This window comes from Aquipseudomonas alcaligenes NBRC 14159, assembly GCF_000467105.1.
In the GTDB taxonomy this organism is placed as follows: Bacteria; Pseudomonadota; Gammaproteobacteria; order Pseudomonadales; family Pseudomonadaceae; genus Aquipseudomonas; species Aquipseudomonas alcaligenes.
The window spans coordinates 34,560-50,941 of sequence record NZ_BATI01000031.1 but is presented as its reverse complement, the minus strand read 5'-3'; the positions used below and the strand labels follow the sequence as shown (position 1 = coordinate 50,941).

Sequence of the window (16,382 nt, the reverse complement as noted above, 5' to 3'; positions counted from 1 at the left end):
GTGCAACGCGCGACGCTGCAGCCTACGACGACAGTCCGCCGAGCAGCGGCTGGCGCAGGCCGAACACCAGGAAGCGCGCCAGCTCGGCCAGCGGCAGCGGTTTGCTGATCAGGTAACCCTGTACCTGGTCGCAGCCGAACTGGCGCAGCAGGGCCAGTTGCTCGGCGTTCTCCACGCCCTCGGCGACCACCTCCAGATGGAGGTTGTGCGCCAGGTTGATCATCGCCCGCACCAGCTGGCGATTCTCCGCGCGCTCGCCCATGCCGGCGACGAAGCTCTTGTCGATCTTCAGCAGGGTGATCGGCAGGTTGTTGAGGTGCACGAAGGAGGAGAAACCGGTGCCGAAGTCGTCCAGCGAGAAGCGCACGCCGAGGCGGCCGAGGGCCTGCATGGTCTGCCGCACCTGTTCGCTGCGGCGCATCACCGCCGTCTCGGTCAGCTCGAACTCCAGCCACTGGGCATCCACCCCGCGCTCCTCGATCAGCCGGCCGAGGGTGCTCAGCAGCTGGCTGTCCTGGAACTGACGGAACGACAGGTTGACCGCCATGTGCAGGGTCGGCAGGCCACGCCCGCGCAGCCACTGCATGTCGCGCAGGGCGCGGGCAATCACCCAGTAGCCCAGCGGCACGATCAGCCCGCTCTCCTCGGCCAGCGGCACGAATTCGTCCGGGCCGAGCAGGCCGCGCTCGGCGTGGCGCCAGCGCACCAGCGCCTCCAGGCCGAGGATGCGCCCGCTCTGCAGGCACAGGCGTGGCTGGTAGTGCAGCTCCAGCTCGTCGCGGCGCAGGGCACGGCGCAGCTCGCCTTCCAGATCGGCCATGCTGCGCGCGCCGCGATGGATGCGCTCGTCGTACAGGTGATGGGTACAGCCCTGGGCGGCCTTGGCCTGCTGCATGGCGATATGCGCATGCCACAGCAGCGGATCGGCGCTCTCGCCGGCGCGGGCATGGGCCAGGCCCAGGCTGCAGCCAAGCAGCAGGCTCTCGCCGTCCAGCCAGTAGGGCTCGGACAGCACCTCGGTGATGCGCTCGGCCACGCGCTCGGCACGCTGCGGATCGCGGCGGTTGTCGATGAGCAGGGCGAACTCGTCACTGCCCAGGCGCGCCAGCGCGTCACCGGGCTCCAGCTGGGCCTTGAGGCGGTTGACCACCTGCAGGATCAGGCGGTCGCCGGTCTGGTAGCCGAGGGAGTCGTTGACGTGCTTGAAGTTGTCCAGATCGAGGTGGCCGAGGGCCAGGCCGCGCCCCTGGTGCTCGGCCAGACGTCCGGCCAGCAGGGTCTGGAAGCCCTGGCGGTTGGCGATACCGGTCAGCGGGTCCTGTTCGGCCAGGCGCTGCAGGGTCGCCTGCAGCCGCCCGCGCTCGCCGGCATAGCGCAGGCAGCGGCGCAGCAGGTCGACGCCGAGGTTGTCGCGCACCAGCCAGTCACAGACATCGGCCGGCTCTACAGAGGGCTCTTCGTCGAGCAGCAGGATGGTCGGCAACGAGCAGCGCCCGGGCGCCGGCTGGCAGGCGGGCGTGGTCAGCAGCAGGCCGTGCCCGCCATCGTCGAACAGGCTGCTGGCCGCCTCCCAGTTCGGCGCGGTGATCAGCGGAAAGGCGCCGCCGAGGGTCTCGAGTCGCGCGCGCAACAAGGCAGCCCACTCTGGCTCTTCAGCCAGCAGGACCAGGCGCAAGGGTTCGACGTGCGCGGACAAATGACCTCCCCAAGGTCAGGAAAGACAGACTTACCCCGTCTGTGTGCGCCGTGTTCCGGCGTTCTCTTTCTGCCTGTCCCTGTGCAGATTTCTGCGCATCCTGCGGGAAAGGCTTAGCAGCGGCAACGGGGGCTGACTGGCACAAGCGTACATGATCTTTAAAAATAGTGACTTAGACCACAATCTTTAAGCTTTTTATTGGGAACCCGGCCTGCCGGGCGGCGGTCTGCATGCGCCCCGGCGGCGCCCTGCGGCTGCTAGAATGCCGCCTCGTTTTTTCTGACCGAATTCCCCCATGTCGCGACTCAATCCCCGGCAGCAAGAGGCCGTGAACTACGTCGGCGGCCCGCTGCTGGTGCTGGCCGGCGCCGGCTCCGGCAAGACCAGCGTGATCACCCGCAAGATCGCCCACCTGGTGCAGAACTGCGGTATCCAGGCCCGCCACATCGTCGCCATGACCTTCACCAACAAGGCCGCGCGCGAGATGAAGGAACGTGTCGGCACCCTGCTCAAGGGCGCCGAGGCGCGCGGCCTGACCGTGTCCACCTTCCACAACCTGGGCATGAACATCATCCGCAAGGAATACGCGGCGCTGGGCTACAAGCCGGGCTTCTCGATCTTCGACGATGGCGACATCAAGGCCCTGCTGACCGACATCATGCAGAAGGAGTACGCCGGCGACGATGGCGCCGACGAGATCAAGAACTACATCGACAGCTGGAAGAACGACCTGATCCTGCCCGACGAGGCGCTGGCCAATGCCCGCGGCCCCAAGGAGCAGACCGCGGCCATCGTCTACCTGCACTACCAGCGCACGCTCAAGGCGTACAACGCGGTGGACTTCAACGACCTGATCCTGCTGCCGGTGAAGCTGTTCCAGGAGAACCGCGACATCCTGGAGAAGTGGCAGAACCGTATCCGCTACCTGCTGGTGGACGAATACCAGGACACCAACGCCAGCCAGTACCTGCTGGTGAAGCAGCTGGTCGGCATGCGCAACCAGTTCACCGTGGTCGGCGACGACGACCAGTCGATCTACGCCTGGCGCGGCGCGCGACCGGAGAACCTCAACCTGCTCAAGGAAGACTACCCGTCGCTGAAGGTGGTGATGCTGGAGCAGAACTACCGCTCCACCAGCCGCATCCTCAAGTGCGCCAACATCCTCATCGCCAACAACCCGCACGTGTTCGAGAAGCAGCTGTGGTCGGAGATGGGCCACGGCGACCCGATCCGCGTGATCCGCACGCGCAACGAGGACGCCGAGTGCGAGCGCGTGGCGCTGGAAATCCTCACCGAGCACCTGCGCACCGAGCGCCCGTACAGCGACTTCGCCATCCTCTACCGCGGCAACTACCAGGCCAAGCTGATGGAGCTGAAGCTGCAGCACCATCAGATTCCCTATCGCCTGTCCGGCGGCACCAGCTTCTTCGCCCGCCAGGAGGTGAAGGACCTGATGAGCTACTTCCGCCTGCTGGTCAACCCGGACGACGACAACGCCTACCTGCGGGTGATCAACGTGCCGCGCCGCGAGATCGGCTCCACCACTCTGGAGAAGCTCGGCAACTACGCCAGCGAGCGCGGCATCTCGATGTACGCCGCCAGCGACGAGCTGGGCCTGGCCGAGCACCTGGACAACCGCTATACCGAGCGCCTGTCGCGGTTCAAGCGCTACATGGACAAGATCCGCGAACTCTGTGCCGGTAACGATCCGATCGGTGCCATTCGCAGCATGATCATGGATATCGACTACGAGAACTGGCTGCGCCAGAACGCCTCCAGCGACAAGGTCGCCGAGGCGCGCATGGGCAACGTCTGGTTCCTCGTCGAAGCGCTGAAGAACACCCTCGACAAGGACGAGGACGGCGACATGACCATCGAGGACGCCATCGGCAAGCTGGTGCTGCGCGACATGCTGGAGCGCCAGCAGGAAGAGGAAGAAGGCGCCGAGGGCGTGCAGATGATGACCATGCATGCCTCCAAGGGCCTGGAGTTCCCCTCGGTGTACATCATCGGCTTCGAGGAGGAGATCCTCCCGCACCGCTCCAGCATCGAGGCCGACACCATCGAGGAAGAGCGGCGTCTGGCCTATGTCGGCATCACCCGCGCCAAGCGCAACCTGGCACTGACCTTCGCCGCCAAGCGCAAGCAGTACGGCGAGATCATCGACTGCTCGCCGAGCCGCTTCCTCGACGAGCTGCCGCAGGAGGACCTGGTCTGGGAAGGCCAGGAAGACACCCCGGTGGAGGTCAAAACGGCGCGCGGCAACGATGCCCTGGCCAGCATGCGCGCCATGCTCAAGCGCTGACCGAGCGCACAGCCGCACAGCGGCTTCCCAGCTAGACTGCGCGCGTCCGTCGTCTCGCAAGGAAGCGCGCCATGTCCCATCGCCTGTACCTGTACAACAAGGCCGAAATCGGCAGCAGCGAGGATGACTGCCTGCCGCTGATGGAGTGGGGCTACGAGCTGCCCCTGTTGCTGCACCCGCTGTTCGCCCAGGGCGGCTGCGTCGGGCACAACTGCTACAACGACCCGCATAGCGAAGAAGGCCTGTACGCCGAGGCACCCGCCGGCATCGAGGCGCTGCGCGCCTTCTATGCCTTCATCGAGCGCCATGCCGGCAGCCTGCTGGACGATGTCGAGGCCTTCCGCACGGCGCGCGACAGGATCTTCCAGCTGCTCGACGGCCGTGCCAGCCACGCCTGGTTCCACCTGGACGCCTGGGACCTGTTCAACATGAGCGACGACGACCGCCGCGCCCAGGCCGACGCCCTGCTGGAGGAGATCGCGCGCAGCAACACCTGCATCCGCGAGGCCATCGACAACGACAATCCGCTGTTGCTGGACAACTGCCCCGGCGTCGATGCGCCCTGGGCCGGCAGCTTCCGCGCCCTGCTCAACCAGGCTGCCTACGATTACGGCTGGGAACCGCTCGGTTCGATGCTGCCGGTGCAGGATGAAGATGCGCCACAGATCTTCTGCGAGAACGGGCTGTACGGTCTGCGCGCGGCGGATGGCCGGGTACTGATCGAGCCCCGCTACCAGGCCTTCTACGAATTCGACGAGAGCAGTGAGCGCGCCTGCGTGCAGCTGGACGGGCGCTTCGGCTATGTCGACCGCCAGGGCCGCGAAGTGATCGCCTGCCAGTTCGAGGAAGCCTACGACTTCGCCGGTGAGCACGCGCTGGTCGCCGAGGGCGGCAAGCTCGGCCTGATCGACCTGCAGGGCCGGCTGACGGTGCCTTGCCAGTTCGCTGCGGGCGAGCCGCTGGACCACCGCGGCAGCTGCTGGAGCGTGCAGCAGGGCGAGCTGTGGGGGGCGATCGACCCGCAGGGCAACTGGCTGCTACCCGCGCAGTACCAGCAGATCCAGGCGTACGAGGGCTACTACGCCGCCCGACCGGCGAAAGGTCCGCAGCACCTGTTCACCACGCGCTTCCACGACCTCGGCGCCATCGGCATCGACAACCTGCAGAGCTTCGACCTGGACGGCCGCGAGATCTACCTGATTCGTCGCCGCGACGGCCAGCAGTGGCGCTGGCGCGCTCTCGACGATCAGGGCCAGGCGCTGCTGCCCGGCGAGTACCAGGCACTCGACTACCTGCACGACATGCAGGCCTGGCAGGTGCGCGACAACCGCCTGTACGGCCTCTATCGCCATCAGCAGCAGCGCTGGCTGCTGCCCTGCGCCTACGCCCGGATCGAACTGCAGCTCGGCTGCCGGAGCGCCGACGGCAGCCACTACTGCCGGGTCCAGGAGGGCAAGCGCTGGGGTCTGTATCGCGGCGGCGCGCAGCCCGGCTGGAGCGCGGAGCCGCGCTTCGAGCGCCTGGAAAGCCTCTATGACCAGTATTTCAGCGCCTGCCTGGAAGGCCGCTGGGGCATCCTCGACAGCGACGGCCAGTGGCTGCGCGAACCCCTCGACCAGGCCCCCGCCGAACGCCGCTTCGTGCAGAGCGAGGAGCGCGCACTGGTGTTCCACGACGACCTGGCCTGGCGCCTGGAGGAAGACGGCAGCAGCCGGCCGCTGGCCGCCGAGCGCGCCCTGCAGATCGTCGACCGCTACGCCCAGTTCGGCCTCAGCGAGGTGCAGCAGGCCTGCCTGCAGCGCAGCGCCGGCGATCTCTGGCTGGCCCTGGACGCACACCGCCGCGGCCTGGCCGCCCTCGAGGCGCAGGACTACGAGAAGGCCCGGCCGCTGCTGCTGCGCGCGGTGGCGCTGGGCAACAGTGATGCCCTCAACGACCTCGGCTGCCTGCTGGACAATGCCGACCAGGACCATGCTGGCGCCCTCGCCTATTTCCAGCGCGCCAGCGACGCCGGCTCGGCGCTGGCCGCACGCAACCTGGGCGACTGCTACCGCCAGGGTCGCGGCTGCGCCCAGGACCGGGCGCTGGCGCGCCACTACCTGCAGCTGGCCACCGAGCGCGGCCACCGCCCGGCCCACCTGGAGCTGGCCCAGCTGCTGTTCGAGGAGGAAGCCGACTACGACCAGGCTCTGCAGCACTTCGAGGCCGCCTGGCGCTACGGCGACAAGGATGCCAGCGCCAACTACCTGGGCTGGCTGCACGAACAGCGCGAGGACTATGCCCAGGCCCGGCGCTACTACCAGAACAGCTTGCGCAGTGGTGACGGCTACGCGCACTGGCGCCTGGGTCGCCAGTACCTCCATGGCCTGGGCGGCAAGGCCGATCCGGGCAAGGCCCGCGCGCACCTGCAGCAGGCCTGCGCCGAGCAGTACGAGGATGCCTATCTGGACCTGGCCGAGCTGCTGCTCGACAACGAGGCCGACCAGGAACAGGCGCTGGAGTGGCTGCGCAAGGCACTCGACGCCGGTGTCGCCGGCGCCCGCGAGCGCGCCGAGGAACTGCTGGCGCAGCGCCGCCAGCCCGGTCCGCTGGCGCGCCTGCTCGACCGACTGCGACAATAAACCGCAGCCTGCACCGCCAATGGCAGGCACAAAAAAACCGCCCGAAGGCGGTTTTTTTCAGAAGCTGGCGGCTGTTACAGGCCGGACATCTTCTTGATCGCGCCCATCAGCTCGTCGTCCGAGCAGGTGGCGCAGGTGCCTTTCGGCGGCATGGCGTTGAAGCCGGCGATGGCTTTGGAGAGCAGCACGTCGATGCCGCCCTGCTCATCAGCACGCTTCTTCCACTCGGCGGTATCGCCGATCTTCGGCGCACCCAGCACGCCAGCGCTGTGGCAGGCGCCACAGTGAGCGTTGATCACGTCGTCCGGAGACTTGGCGCCGCCACCGGCAGCCACGGCAACGGCACCGACGCCTTTGCATTCTTCACCCTGGACGCAGACCTCGCCAACCGGCTTGATGCGCTCGGCGATCTCATCGTTGGTCGCAGCCTGAGCGCTCACAGCCCACAGGGCCAATACGGCAGCTTGAGCCGCCAGCATCTTCTTGATCAGGTTCACGGTACACCCTCATTGGCTAGAAACGCCCGCGGCCACGGTTTCGCGAGCGGGCGCAGTATAACGGTTAGGCCGGCCGGCCGGAACAACCCAACTTGTCGCAGGGGCATTGCGCCAGGCAACGCCCGTAGCCGACTCAGAAGTTCGCCGGCGTGGTGGCGCTGATCAGTCGCGCCGGCTTGTCGTAGGGGTTACGGAAGCGGTGCGGCTTGGTGCTGTCGAAGTAATAGCTGTCGCCCGGCTCGAGGACAAACACCTCGGCGCCCACGGTCAGCTCCAGGCGTCCGTCGACCAGCATGCCGGCTTCCTCGCCGTCATGGTTGAGCATTTCCTCACCGGTGTCGGTACCCGGCGGGTAGGTCTCGTCGAGGAAAGTAATGGTCCGATTGGGGTGCGCCTTGCCGATCAGCTTCATCGTCACGGCACCGCTGGAAAGGTCGGTCAGTTCGTCGGCCCGGTACACCACCTGAGTGTGGTTGTCCTGCTCCAGATCGAGGGAGAAGAACTCCACCAGCGACATGGGAATGCCGCCGAGCACCTTCTTCAGCGAGCTGATCGAGGGGCTCACGCTGTTCTTCTCGATCATCGAGATGGTGCTGTTGGTGACGCCCGCCCGCTTGGCGAGTTCACGCTGGGAAAGGCCTTTGAGTTTGCGAATAGATTGCAGTCGAACACCGACGTCCAATGCGGGGGTCCTCCTTGGGAGCAAGGCATCTGGGTGGCCGTATGATGCGGCCAGTGTTCAGTATTTACAACACTGCAAATGCAATTGCTCCGCACCCTGACGGCTAGCCCCCGGAATAGAGCCTCGGCACCCGCTTGAGGTTGCAGAACAGCTGGTACGGAATGCTGCCGCAGCCATAGGCCACGGCGCTGGCGGAGACATTGCGTCCCCACAGCTCGACCCGGCTACCGAGGCCTGCGCCGGGCAGGTCGGTGAGGTCGACGGTGAGCATGTCCATCGACACCCGGCCGATCAGGCGGGTCATCTGCCCATCGACCATGATCGGTGTGCCGGTGGCGGCATGCCGCGGATAGCCATCGGCATAGCCCATGGCGACAACGCCGACGCGGGTCGGCCGCTCGGCGACGAAGCGTGCACCATAACCGACCGGCTCGCCGGCCGGCAGCTCGCGCACGCTGATGATTTTCGACTCCAGGGTCATCACCGGGCGCAGGCGCGCGGCCTGGGCCTGGTCCTGCTCGAAGGGCGTGGCGCCGTAGAGCATGATGCCGGGGCGTACCCAGTCGCTGGCGATGCCCGGCCAACCGAGGATGGCCGGCGAATTGCGCAGGCTGACCTCGGCCTGCAGGCCGGCCCGCGCCTGTTCGAACAGCGCGACCTGCTCCTCGCTGCGCGGGCAGTCCAGCTCGTCGGCACGGGCGAAGTGGCTCATCAGCACGATCTTGTCGACCTTGCCGCTGGCCAGCAGGCGGGCATGGGCATCACGGTACTCGGCCGGGTGCAGACCGACCCGGTGCATGCCGGAGTCGAGCTTCAGCCACACCTGCAGCGGTCGCGCCAGGCGCGCGCGCTCGATCGCCTCGACCTGCCAAGCGGCATGCACCACGCACCACAGCTGGTGCTGGTCGATCAGGCTCAGCTCGCTCTCCTCGAAGAAGCCCTCGAGCAGCAGAATCGGCTTGCGGATGCCGGCATAGCGCAGCTCCAGCGCCTCCTCGATGCAGGCAACGGCGAACCCGTCGGCCTCGTCTTCCAGGGCGGCGGCGCAGCGCGTGGCACCATGCCCGTAGGCGTCGGCCTTGACCACCGCAAGCGCCCTGGCACCGCTGATCTCGCGGGCGAGGCGGTAGTTGTGGCGCAGGGCTTCGAGGTCGATCAGGGCACGGGCGGGACGCATGGCGGCTACTTCATTCGGTTAAAAAAAGCCCGGCGGGGGTGCCGGGCCAAAGGGATGTTCAGGCTTGCGCGGCGACGACCATCATCTCCACCAGCACGCGCGGGTCGTACAGCTTGGCCTCGACGCAGGCACGGGCCGGTGCAGCGCCCTCGGCCACCCAGGCGTCGTACACCTCGTTGAGGCCGGCATAGTCGGCCATGTCCTTGAGGTAGATGGTCACCGAGAGGATCTTGGTCTTGTCGCTGCCGGCCTCGGCCAGGTAGCGGTCGATGTTGGCCAGGGTCTGGCGGGTCTGCTCACGGATATCGCCGTCGTAGTCATCGGCCAACTGCCCCGCCAGGTGGACGGTGCCGTTGTGGATGACGATTTCGCTGTAGCGTTTTTCAATGCGCAGGCGCTGGATGGACATGCTTGTGGCTCTCCTTGGTGCGGCCGTAACGGGAAATATCCAGGCCTTCGGCGCTGATCTGCGGACGCTTGTTCGCCATCAGGTCGGCGAGGAAGCGACCGGAGCCGCAGGCCATGGTCCAGCCAAGGGTACCGTGTCCGGTGTTGAGGAACAGGTTGCGATAGGCGGTGGCGCCGACGATGGGCGTGCCATCCGGGGTGGCCGGGCGCAGGCCGGTCCAGAATTCGGCACGGCTGACATCGCCGCCCTGCGGGTAGAGATCGTTGGTGATCATCTCCAGGGTGGCACGGCGAGCCGGGTTGAGCGACAGGTCGAAACCGGCGATCTCGGCCATGCCGCCGACGCGGATGCGGTTGTCGAAGCGGGTGATGGCGACCTTGTAGGTCTCATCGAGGATGGTCGAAGTCGGCGCCATCGCCGCATTAGTGATCGGCACGGTCAGCGAGTAACCCTTGAGCGGATAGACCGGCGCCTTGATGCCCAGCGGCTTGAGCAGCTGCGGGCTGTAGCTGCCGAGGGCGAGCACGTAGCGGTCGGCGGTTTCCAGCTTGCCGTCGATCCACACGCCATTGATGCGGTCGCCAGCGTGATCCAGGCGCTCGATGTTGCAGCCGAAGCGGAATTCGACGCCAAGGTCCTTGGCCATCTGCGCCAGCTTGCTGGTGAACATCTGGCAGTCGCCGGTCTGGTCGTTGGGCAGACGCAGGGCGCCGGCCAGCTTGTCCTTGACCCCAGCCAGGGCCGGTTCGACGCGGGCGATGGCGTCGCGGTCGAGCAGCTCGTAGGGGACGCCGGAGGCTTCCAGCACGGCGATGTCCTTGGCCGCGTTGTCGACCTGGGCCTGGGTGCGGAACAGCTGGGTAGTGCCCAGCTGGCGGCCTTCGTAGGCGATGCCGGTTTCGGCGCGCAGCTCGTCGAGGCAGTCACGGCTGTACTCGGACAGGCGCACCATGCGCTCCTTGTTCACCGCGTAGCGGGCGGCAGTGCAGTTGCGCAGCATCTGCGCCATCCACAGGTACTGATCGATATCGGCGGTGGCCTTGATCGCCAGCGGCGCGTGCTTCTGCAGCAGCCACTTGATGGCCTTCAGCGGCACGCCCGGGGCGGCCCAGGGCGAGGCGTAGCCGGGCGAAACCTGGCCGGCGTTGGCGAAGCTGGTTTCCAGGGCCGGGCCATTCTGGCGGTCGACCACCACCACCTCGAAGCCGGCACGGGCCAGATAGTAGGCACTGGCGGTACCGATCACACCGCTGCCGAGCACCAGAACACGCATCTTCGCCTCCTCGCTGCGGGGCGGGCCCGCGAGCGTTTGTTATTTTGACCGTAGATGGGCGCAGTATAGGAAGGCGCAAGTAGCGATATTCACTGTTTATCGCTGAGCATTTGGCGTTAGTTCTCGACGCAGAGGGTTTTCGCAGGATTGCATCCAGGCGATATGGCTATATATTCGCCTCAACGCCAGTGAATTATCGCGTTCAGTTATTCCCTACGGAGAGCATCATGCGCACCCAGCACCAGAGCCGCCGCGAGCTGGACAAGATCGACCGCAACATCCTGCGCATCCTTCAGGAGGACGGGCGCATCAGCTTCACCGAACTGGGCGAGCGGGTCGGCCTGTCCACCACGCCCTGCACCGAGCGCGTCCGCCGCCTGGAGCGCGAGGGCATCATCATGGGCTACCACGCCCGGCTCAATCCGCAGCAGCTCAAGGCCAGCCTGCTGGTGTTCGTCGAGATCAGCCTGGACTACAAATCCGGCGACACCTTCGAGGACTTCCGCCGCGCCGTGCTCAAACTGCCGCATGTGCTGGAGTGCCACCTGGTCAGTGGCGACTTCGACTACCTGGTGAAGGCGCGGATCAACGAGATGGCCAGCTACCGCAAGCTGCTCGGCGACATCCTGCTCAAGCTGCCGCATGTGCGCGAGTCGAAGTCCTACATCGTCATGGAAGAGGTCAAGGAGTCACTGACCCTGCCGGTGCCGGAGTAAAGGCAGCGGGCTAGACCAAGCGTTGGCGGGTGCTGGCGATCAGCCGGTGTACCTGGCGCTCGACCGCGGGCTCGATCGGCGTTTCCGGCCCCTGGCCGCGCGGGCAGGGCAGGTTCGGCGTGGTGCCGAACAGGCGGCAGATCAGCGGGCGCTGGTCATACACCGTGCAACCCTGAGGGCCGAGGTGCACGCAGTTGTACTCGGCCAACGCCGCCTCGTGCTCGGCCTCGCTCTTGACCGGCAGCCGTGCCAGCTCCTCGGACGAGGCGGTGACCGGGCCGCAGCAGTCATGGCAGCCGGGCACGCAGGCGAAGCGCGGAATCTGCCGGCGCAGCTGGTCGATCTTGCGGTCGGTGCAACTCATTGACGGGCCTTGTGCTGAATCCCGCTAGTGTATCCAGCGTCGATGACTGCGAGTGAAAAGACTTTTTCCTGGGGCGCTCTTGGCGCCTGGCATGGGCCATGCTTAAGCTGCGTAAAATTTTAACAACACACAACTCAGGATTTCGCACATGAACGCCCGCGTTCACCAGCCGCAACGCCCCGCCGTGCACAGCGACCAGCACGCCGCCTCCTACTACGCCGCCACGGCCAACCGCCAGCTGAGCTACCCGACACTGGCAGGCGAGGAACTGGCCGACGTGTGCATCGTCGGCGGTGGCTTCTCCGGCCTCAACACCGCCATCGAACTGGCCCGCAAAGGCTTCTCGGTGGTGCTGCTGGAAGCCCATCTGGTCGGCTGGGGTGCCAGCGGGCGCAACGGCGGCCAGCTGATCCGCGGGGTCGGCCATGGCGTCGAACAGTTCGAGCCGGTGATCGGCGCCGACGGCGTGCGCCAGCTCAAGCTGATGGGCCTGGAGGCGGTGGAGCTGGTGCGTCGCCGCGTGGAAGAGTTCCAGATCGACTGCGACCTGACCTGGGGCTACTGCGACCTGGCCAACAAGCCGGCCCATCTGGATGGCTTTGCCGAGGACAAGGCCGAGCTGGAAAGCCTCGGCTACCGCCACGAACTGCGCCTGCTGCAACCGCAGCAGATGCACCAGGTCGTCGGCTCCGATCGCTACTGCGGCGGCATGATCGACATGGGCTCGGGCCACCTGCACCCGCTCAACCTGGCCCTGGGCGAGGCAGCCGCGGCGGCCGCGCTGGGCGTGCGCCTGTTCGAACACTCGCCGGTGAGCCGCATCGACTACGGCCCCGAGGTGAAGGTACACACCGCCCGCGGCAGCGTGCGCGCCAAGACCCTGGTGCTGGCCTGCAACGCCTACCTCAACGGCCTGGACCCGGAGCTGGGCGGCAAGGTACTGCCCGCCGGCAGCTACGTGATCGCCACCGAGCCGCTGGGCGAAGCGCGCGCGCGCGCGCTGATCCCGCAGAACATGGCGCTGTGCGACCAGCGCGTAGCGCTGGACTACTATCGCCTGTCGGCCGACAACCGCCTGCTGTTCGGCGGCGCCTGCCACTACTCCGGTCGCGATCCGGTAGACATCGCCGCCTATATGCGGCCGAAAATGCTGCAAGTCTTCCCCGACCTGAAAGACGTGCGGATCGACTTCCAGTGGGGCGGGATGATCGGCATCGGCGCCAACCGCCTGCCGCAGATCGGCCGCCTCAAGGATCAGCCCAACGTCTACCACGCCCAGGCCTACGCCGGGCACGGGGTCAACGCCACGCACCTGGCCGGCAAGCTGCTGGCCGAGGCGATTGCCGGCGAACAGGGCGGCGGCTTCGAGCTGTTCAACCGCGTGCCGCACATCACCTTCCCCGGCGGCAAGCACCTGCGCTCGCCGCTGCTGGCCCTGGGCATGGCCTGGTACCGCCTCAAGGAAGCGGTCGGCCTGGCCTGATCCCCCTCACCACAGCGTCCAGAACGGGCGCTCGACCTCGGTTCGGGCCTGCGCCCGGCTGAGGCCGATATCACGCAACTGCTCGTCGCTGAGATGGCGCAACGCCTGGCGCGTCTGCAGGCGAAGGCGCCAGGCCCGCCAGCGCCCGAACAGCACCAGCGCGACGCCGAGCCCTCCACGCGCGGGCTGCCCTTTCTCCGGACGGACTGTTTCCTGGCGTTCCCATGGCTGCGGCATGTCGACCTCCTTGCACCGATCTGTATGGAGGACCATGATGCGGGTCGCACGAAACAGGATACAGATTCAAAGAATGGACTTTTGATCCATACAGATTCTGTATGCCCCCACTGAATGCTGTTTTTCGCCGTCATCTGTATGGTCTGACGGAGGCCGCCATGCTTTACCGCAACCTGGCCGAGATCCTCGGCGAACGCATCGAACAGGGCCTATACCGCCCCGGCGACCGCCTGCCCTCGGTGCGCGTGCTCAGCCAGGAGCACGGCGTCAGCCTGAGTACCGTGCAGCAGGCCTACCGCGAGCTGGAGGACGAAGGCCTGGTGGAACCCCGGCCCAAATCCGGCTACTTCGTGCCACACAGCCGCCAGCGCCCGGCGCTGCCCATGGTCGGGCGCACCGCCCAGCGCCCGGTCGACGTGTCGCAGTGGGACCAGGTGCTGGAGCTGGTCAACACGCCGGCCCAGGCCGACCTGGTGCAGCTGGGCCGTGGCATCCCCGACATCGATGCGCCCACGCTCAAGCCGCTGCTGCGCAGCCTGTCGCGCCTGAGCCGGCGCCAAGGCCTGCGTGAGCTGAGCTACGGCAGCCTGGCGGGCGAAGTCCTGCTGCGCGAACAGGTAGCGCGCCTGGCGCTGGATTCCGGCTGCCAGATCGCCCCTGACGACCTGATCATCACCACCGGCTGCCACGAAGCGCTGTCCGCCGCGTTGCGCGCCATCTGCCAGCCCGGCGATATCGTCGCGGTGGACTCGCCGAGCTTCCACGGGGTGATGCAGGCGCTCAAGGGGTTCGGCCTGAAGGCCCTGGAGCTGCCCACCGACCCGCTCACCGGCATCAATCTGGAAGCGCTGGAGATGGCCCTGGAGCAGTGGCCGATCAAGGCCATCCAGCTCACCCCGACCTGCAACAACCCGCTCGGCTACGTCATGCCCGAGACCAATCGCCGCGCCCTGCTGGAGCTGGCGCAGCGTTACGACTTGGCGATCATCGAGGACGACATCTACGGCGACCTGGCCTACCGCTACCCGCGCCCGCGCACCATCAAGTCGTTCGACGAGGACGGCCGCGTGCTGCTCTGCAGCTCCTTCTCCAAGACCCTGGTGCCGGGCCTGCGCATCGGCTGGATCGCGCCGGGGCGTTACCTGCAGCGGGTGCTGCACATGAAGTACATGAGCACCGGCATGAGCGCCCAGTTACCGCAGCTGGCGCTGGCCGAATTCATCGGCGAGGGCCAGTACCAGCCACACCTGCGGCGCATGCGCAGCCAGTACGCGCGCGGCCGCGAGCGGATGACGGCCTGGGTCAGCCAGCACTTCCCCGCCACCGCACGGGTCAGCCAGCCGCAGGGCGGCTTCATGCTCTGGGTGGAGATGCCGCAGGGCTTCGACAGCCAGCGCCTGAATCGCCTGCTGGCGCCGCACAAGGTGCAGATCGCGCCCGGCAGCATCTTTTCCGCCGCCGGCAAGTACCGCAACTGCCTGCGCATGAACTTCGCCACCGCGATGACCGCCGACCTGGAGTGGGCGGTCCGGCAGGTCGGCCAGACGGTGGGTGAGCTGCTCAGCACAACGCCAAGCAGCGAGGCGCCCTAGTCAGCCGCCGGCGCCTGGAACGCCCCACGGCGCCAGGCCAGCCAGACGAACAGTGCCGCACCGGCCGCCATCAGCAGGGGCAGCGCATGGCCACTCAGCCACTGGCTGGCGGCGCCGGTGGACAGCGGCCCGAGCAGGCAGCCGGCGCCCCACAGCAGGGCGATATGGGCGTTGGCACGCACCAGCGCGTCGTCCCGGTAGAACTGCCCGACCAGGATCAGCGACAGGGTATAGAGCCCGCCGGCGGCGGCCCCGAACACCACCAGCAGCGGCCAGATCAGCGGCGTGTGCAGCAGCGAGGGAATCGCCAGGCTGGACAACAGCAGCAGCACGCCGCAGACGCGGAACAGCGTGGCGCGCGACACCCGGTCGGCGAGCAGGCCGATGGGCAGCTGCAGCAGGGCGTCACCCACCACCACCACGCTGGCCATCAGCAGCGCCGTCTCCTGAGCGAAGCCTTCGCGCAGCAAATAGACCGGCAGCAGGGTCAGCACCATCGACTCGAAGGCAGCGAATAGCACCACGGCCCAGGCAATTGCCGGCAGGCGCCGACAGAACAGCCCCAGACCGCGCCCGGAAGCGCTGTGCGCATCGACCTGCGGTGCGCCGCTATGGCCCAGCAGCACGGCGCTGCCCCCGACCAGCAGCGCCACCGACAGCCAGAAGCCCAAGTCGCTGGCACTGCCGATGACCGTCAGCGCCAGCGGCCCGGCCAGCTGGCTGAGGGCGAAGCAGGTGCCGTACAGCGCCACCAGACGGCCGCGCAGGCGCTCCTCGACCAGCTGGTTGATCCAGCTTTCGCCGAGGACGAAGACCACGGTCAGGGAAATGCCGATCAGCAGGCGCAGCAGCAGCCACAGCGGATAATAGGGCAGCAGCGCCAGCAGGCCGACCGAGAAGGCGCTGGCCAGCAGACACAGGCGCAGGGTGCGCGGCGTGCCCAGCGCGCCTGCCAGGCGCCCGGTCAGACGCGCCCCGAGCAGCACGCCGACGGCCGGCATCGCCGCCATCACGCCGATGGCGAAGGGCCCGTAGCCCCAACTCTCCAGGCGCAGCGACACCAGCGGCAGGGTCACCCCCAGCGCCAGCCCGACGATGACCACCGCCGCGGTAACGGCGAAGTAGGTTCCCCAACGCATAGCCCATTCCTTTCCGGCCAAAGCAAACGGCCGGGTTCCCAAGGAAACCCGGCCGCAGGTGTGGCTCACTCGGGAGCCGGCCCCGAAGGGCGGACCTTAAAGTACGGTCAAACTAACCCAACACCGATGAAGGTCTTCTGGGCTAAGGCCAGGACCAACGACCAACGGGAGTAACAGCCGTTAGGCTGGCC

14 protein-coding genes are annotated in these 16,382 nt (G+C 67.1%); 5 read left to right on the top strand and 9 right to left on the bottom strand.

The window, feature by feature from the left end:
* Window positions 1-22: 22 nt before the first annotated feature.
* Window positions 23-1,696 (bottom strand): putative bifunctional diguanylate cyclase/phosphodiesterase, encoded by a 1,674-nt coding sequence (locus PA6_RS16295; protein WP_021702041.1) that lies wholly within the window; start codon window positions 1,694-1,696, stop codon window positions 23-25.
* Window positions 1,697-1,991: 295 nt separating this feature from the next.
* Between PA6_RS16295 and rep the strand changes: the two genes are divergently transcribed.
* Window positions 1,992-4,001 (top strand): DNA helicase Rep, encoded by a 2,010-nt coding sequence (rep, locus tag PA6_RS16290; RefSeq protein WP_021702040.1) that lies wholly within the window; start codon window positions 1,992-1,994, stop codon window positions 3,999-4,001.
* A 71-nt stretch (window positions 4,002-4,072) separates the two neighbouring features.
* The gene (locus PA6_RS16285; RefSeq protein WP_021702039.1) at window positions 4,073-6,622 is read left to right on the top strand and encodes an SEL1-like repeat protein; all 2,550 of its coding nucleotides are present in this window, start codon (window positions 4,073-4,075) and stop codon (window positions 6,620-6,622) included.
* Window positions 6,623-6,696: 74 nt separating this feature from the next.
* On the opposite strand, the gene PA6_RS16280 is transcribed toward PA6_RS16285, so the two are convergent.
* The 5 genes from PA6_RS16280 to dadA form a co-directional block, all read right to left on the bottom strand.
* Window positions 6,697-7,119, bottom strand: coding sequence for a c-type cytochrome (locus tag PA6_RS16280; RefSeq protein WP_021702038.1), 423 nt, complete (start codon window positions 7,117-7,119; stop codon window positions 6,697-6,699).
* 133 nt (window positions 7,120-7,252) lie between these two features.
* A complete protein-coding gene (locus PA6_RS16275; RefSeq protein ID WP_021702037.1) occupies window positions 7,253-7,801 on the bottom strand; it encodes a cupin domain-containing protein in 549 nt (182 codons plus the stop codon).
* A 103-nt stretch (window positions 7,802-7,904) separates the two neighbouring features.
* Window positions 7,905-8,978, bottom strand: coding sequence for an alanine racemase (alr, locus tag PA6_RS16270; RefSeq protein WP_021702036.1), 1,074 nt, complete (start codon window positions 8,976-8,978; stop codon window positions 7,905-7,907).
* A 58-nt stretch (window positions 8,979-9,036) separates the two neighbouring features.
* Window positions 9,037-9,387 carry a RidA family protein gene (locus tag PA6_RS16265; RefSeq protein ID WP_021702035.1) on the bottom strand — a complete coding sequence of 117 codons (351 nt, stop codon included), beginning with the start codon at window positions 9,385-9,387 and terminating at the stop codon, window positions 9,037-9,039.
* Complete coding sequence (dadA, locus tag PA6_RS16260; protein ID WP_021702034.1) at window positions 9,362-10,660, bottom strand: D-amino acid dehydrogenase; 1,299 nt, start codon at window positions 10,658-10,660, stop codon at window positions 9,362-9,364. Before dadA ends, PA6_RS16265 begins: the two co-directional genes overlap by 26 nt.
* Window positions 10,661-10,887: 227 nt before the next feature.
* On the opposite strand from dadA, the gene dadR reads away from it, so the two are divergent.
* Window positions 10,888-11,376 (top strand): transcriptional regulator DadR, encoded by a 489-nt coding sequence (dadR, locus tag PA6_RS16255; protein WP_021702033.1) that lies wholly within the window; start codon window positions 10,888-10,890, stop codon window positions 11,374-11,376.
* A gap of 10 nt (window positions 11,377-11,386) precedes the next feature.
* Here dadR and PA6_RS16250 read toward each other — a convergent pair whose 3' ends face one another.
* Window positions 11,387-11,740: a YkgJ family cysteine cluster protein gene (locus PA6_RS16250; RefSeq protein WP_021702032.1), complete on the bottom strand. Its 354-nt coding sequence runs from the start codon at window positions 11,738-11,740 to the stop codon at window positions 11,387-11,389.
* A 148-nt stretch (window positions 11,741-11,888) separates the two neighbouring features.
* Between PA6_RS16250 and PA6_RS16245 the strand changes: the two genes are divergently transcribed.
* The gene (locus PA6_RS16245; RefSeq protein WP_021702031.1) at window positions 11,889-13,223 is read left to right on the top strand and encodes an NAD(P)/FAD-dependent oxidoreductase; all 1,335 of its coding nucleotides are present in this window, start codon (window positions 11,889-11,891) and stop codon (window positions 13,221-13,223) included.
* Between the two features lie 6 nt (window positions 13,224-13,229).
* Here the strand turns inward: PA6_RS16245 and PA6_RS16240 are convergent, their stop codons facing one another.
* Window positions 13,230-13,460, bottom strand: coding sequence for a DUF1127 domain-containing protein (locus PA6_RS16240; protein ID WP_021702030.1), 231 nt, complete (start codon window positions 13,458-13,460; stop codon window positions 13,230-13,232).
* 158 nt (window positions 13,461-13,618) lie between these two features.
* On the opposite strand from PA6_RS16240, the gene PA6_RS16235 reads away from it, so the two are divergent.
* The gene (locus tag PA6_RS16235; protein ID WP_021702029.1) at window positions 13,619-15,052 is read left to right on the top strand and encodes an aminotransferase-like domain-containing protein; all 1,434 of its coding nucleotides are present in this window, start codon (window positions 13,619-13,621) and stop codon (window positions 15,050-15,052) included.
* Here the strand turns inward: PA6_RS16235 and PA6_RS16230 are convergent.
* Complete coding sequence (locus PA6_RS16230; protein WP_021702028.1) at window positions 15,049-16,191, bottom strand: MFS transporter; 1,143 nt, start codon at window positions 16,189-16,191, stop codon at window positions 15,049-15,051. The genes PA6_RS16235 and PA6_RS16230 overlap by 4 nt on opposite strands.
* Window positions 16,192-16,382 lie beyond the last annotated feature (191 nt).

Coding starts and splice junctions, on each gene's coding strand:
- rep (WP_021702040.1), top strand. CDS start 1,992: ATGTCGCGACTCAATCCCCGGCAGCAAGAGGCCGTGAACTACGTCGGC.
- PA6_RS16285 (WP_021702039.1), top strand. CDS start 4,073: ATGTCCCATCGCCTGTACCTGTACAACAAGGCCGAAATCGGCAGCAGC.
- alr (WP_021702036.1), bottom strand. CDS start 8,978: ATGCGTCCCGCCCGTGCCCTGATCGACCTCGAAGCCCTGCGCCACAAC.
- PA6_RS16265 (WP_021702035.1), bottom strand. CDS start 9,387: ATGTCCATCCAGCGCCTGCGCATTGAAAAACGCTACAGCGAAATCGTC.
- dadA (WP_021702034.1), bottom strand. CDS start 10,660: ATGCGTGTTCTGGTGCTCGGCAGCGGTGTGATCGGTACCGCCAGTGCC.
- dadR (WP_021702033.1), top strand. CDS start 10,888: ATGCGCACCCAGCACCAGAGCCGCCGCGAGCTGGACAAGATCGACCGC.
- PA6_RS16250 (WP_021702032.1), bottom strand. CDS start 11,740: ATGAGTTGCACCGACCGCAAGATCGACCAGCTGCGCCGGCAGATTCCG.
- PA6_RS16245 (WP_021702031.1), top strand. CDS start 11,889: ATGAACGCCCGCGTTCACCAGCCGCAACGCCCCGCCGTGCACAGCGAC.
- PA6_RS16240 (WP_021702030.1), bottom strand. CDS start 13,460: ATGCCGCAGCCATGGGAACGCCAGGAAACAGTCCGTCCGGAGAAAGGG.
- PA6_RS16235 (WP_021702029.1), top strand. CDS start 13,619: ATGCTTTACCGCAACCTGGCCGAGATCCTCGGCGAACGCATCGAACAG.
- PA6_RS16230 (WP_021702028.1), bottom strand. CDS start 16,191: ATGCGTTGGGGAACCTACTTCGCCGTTACCGCGGCGGTGGTCATCGTC.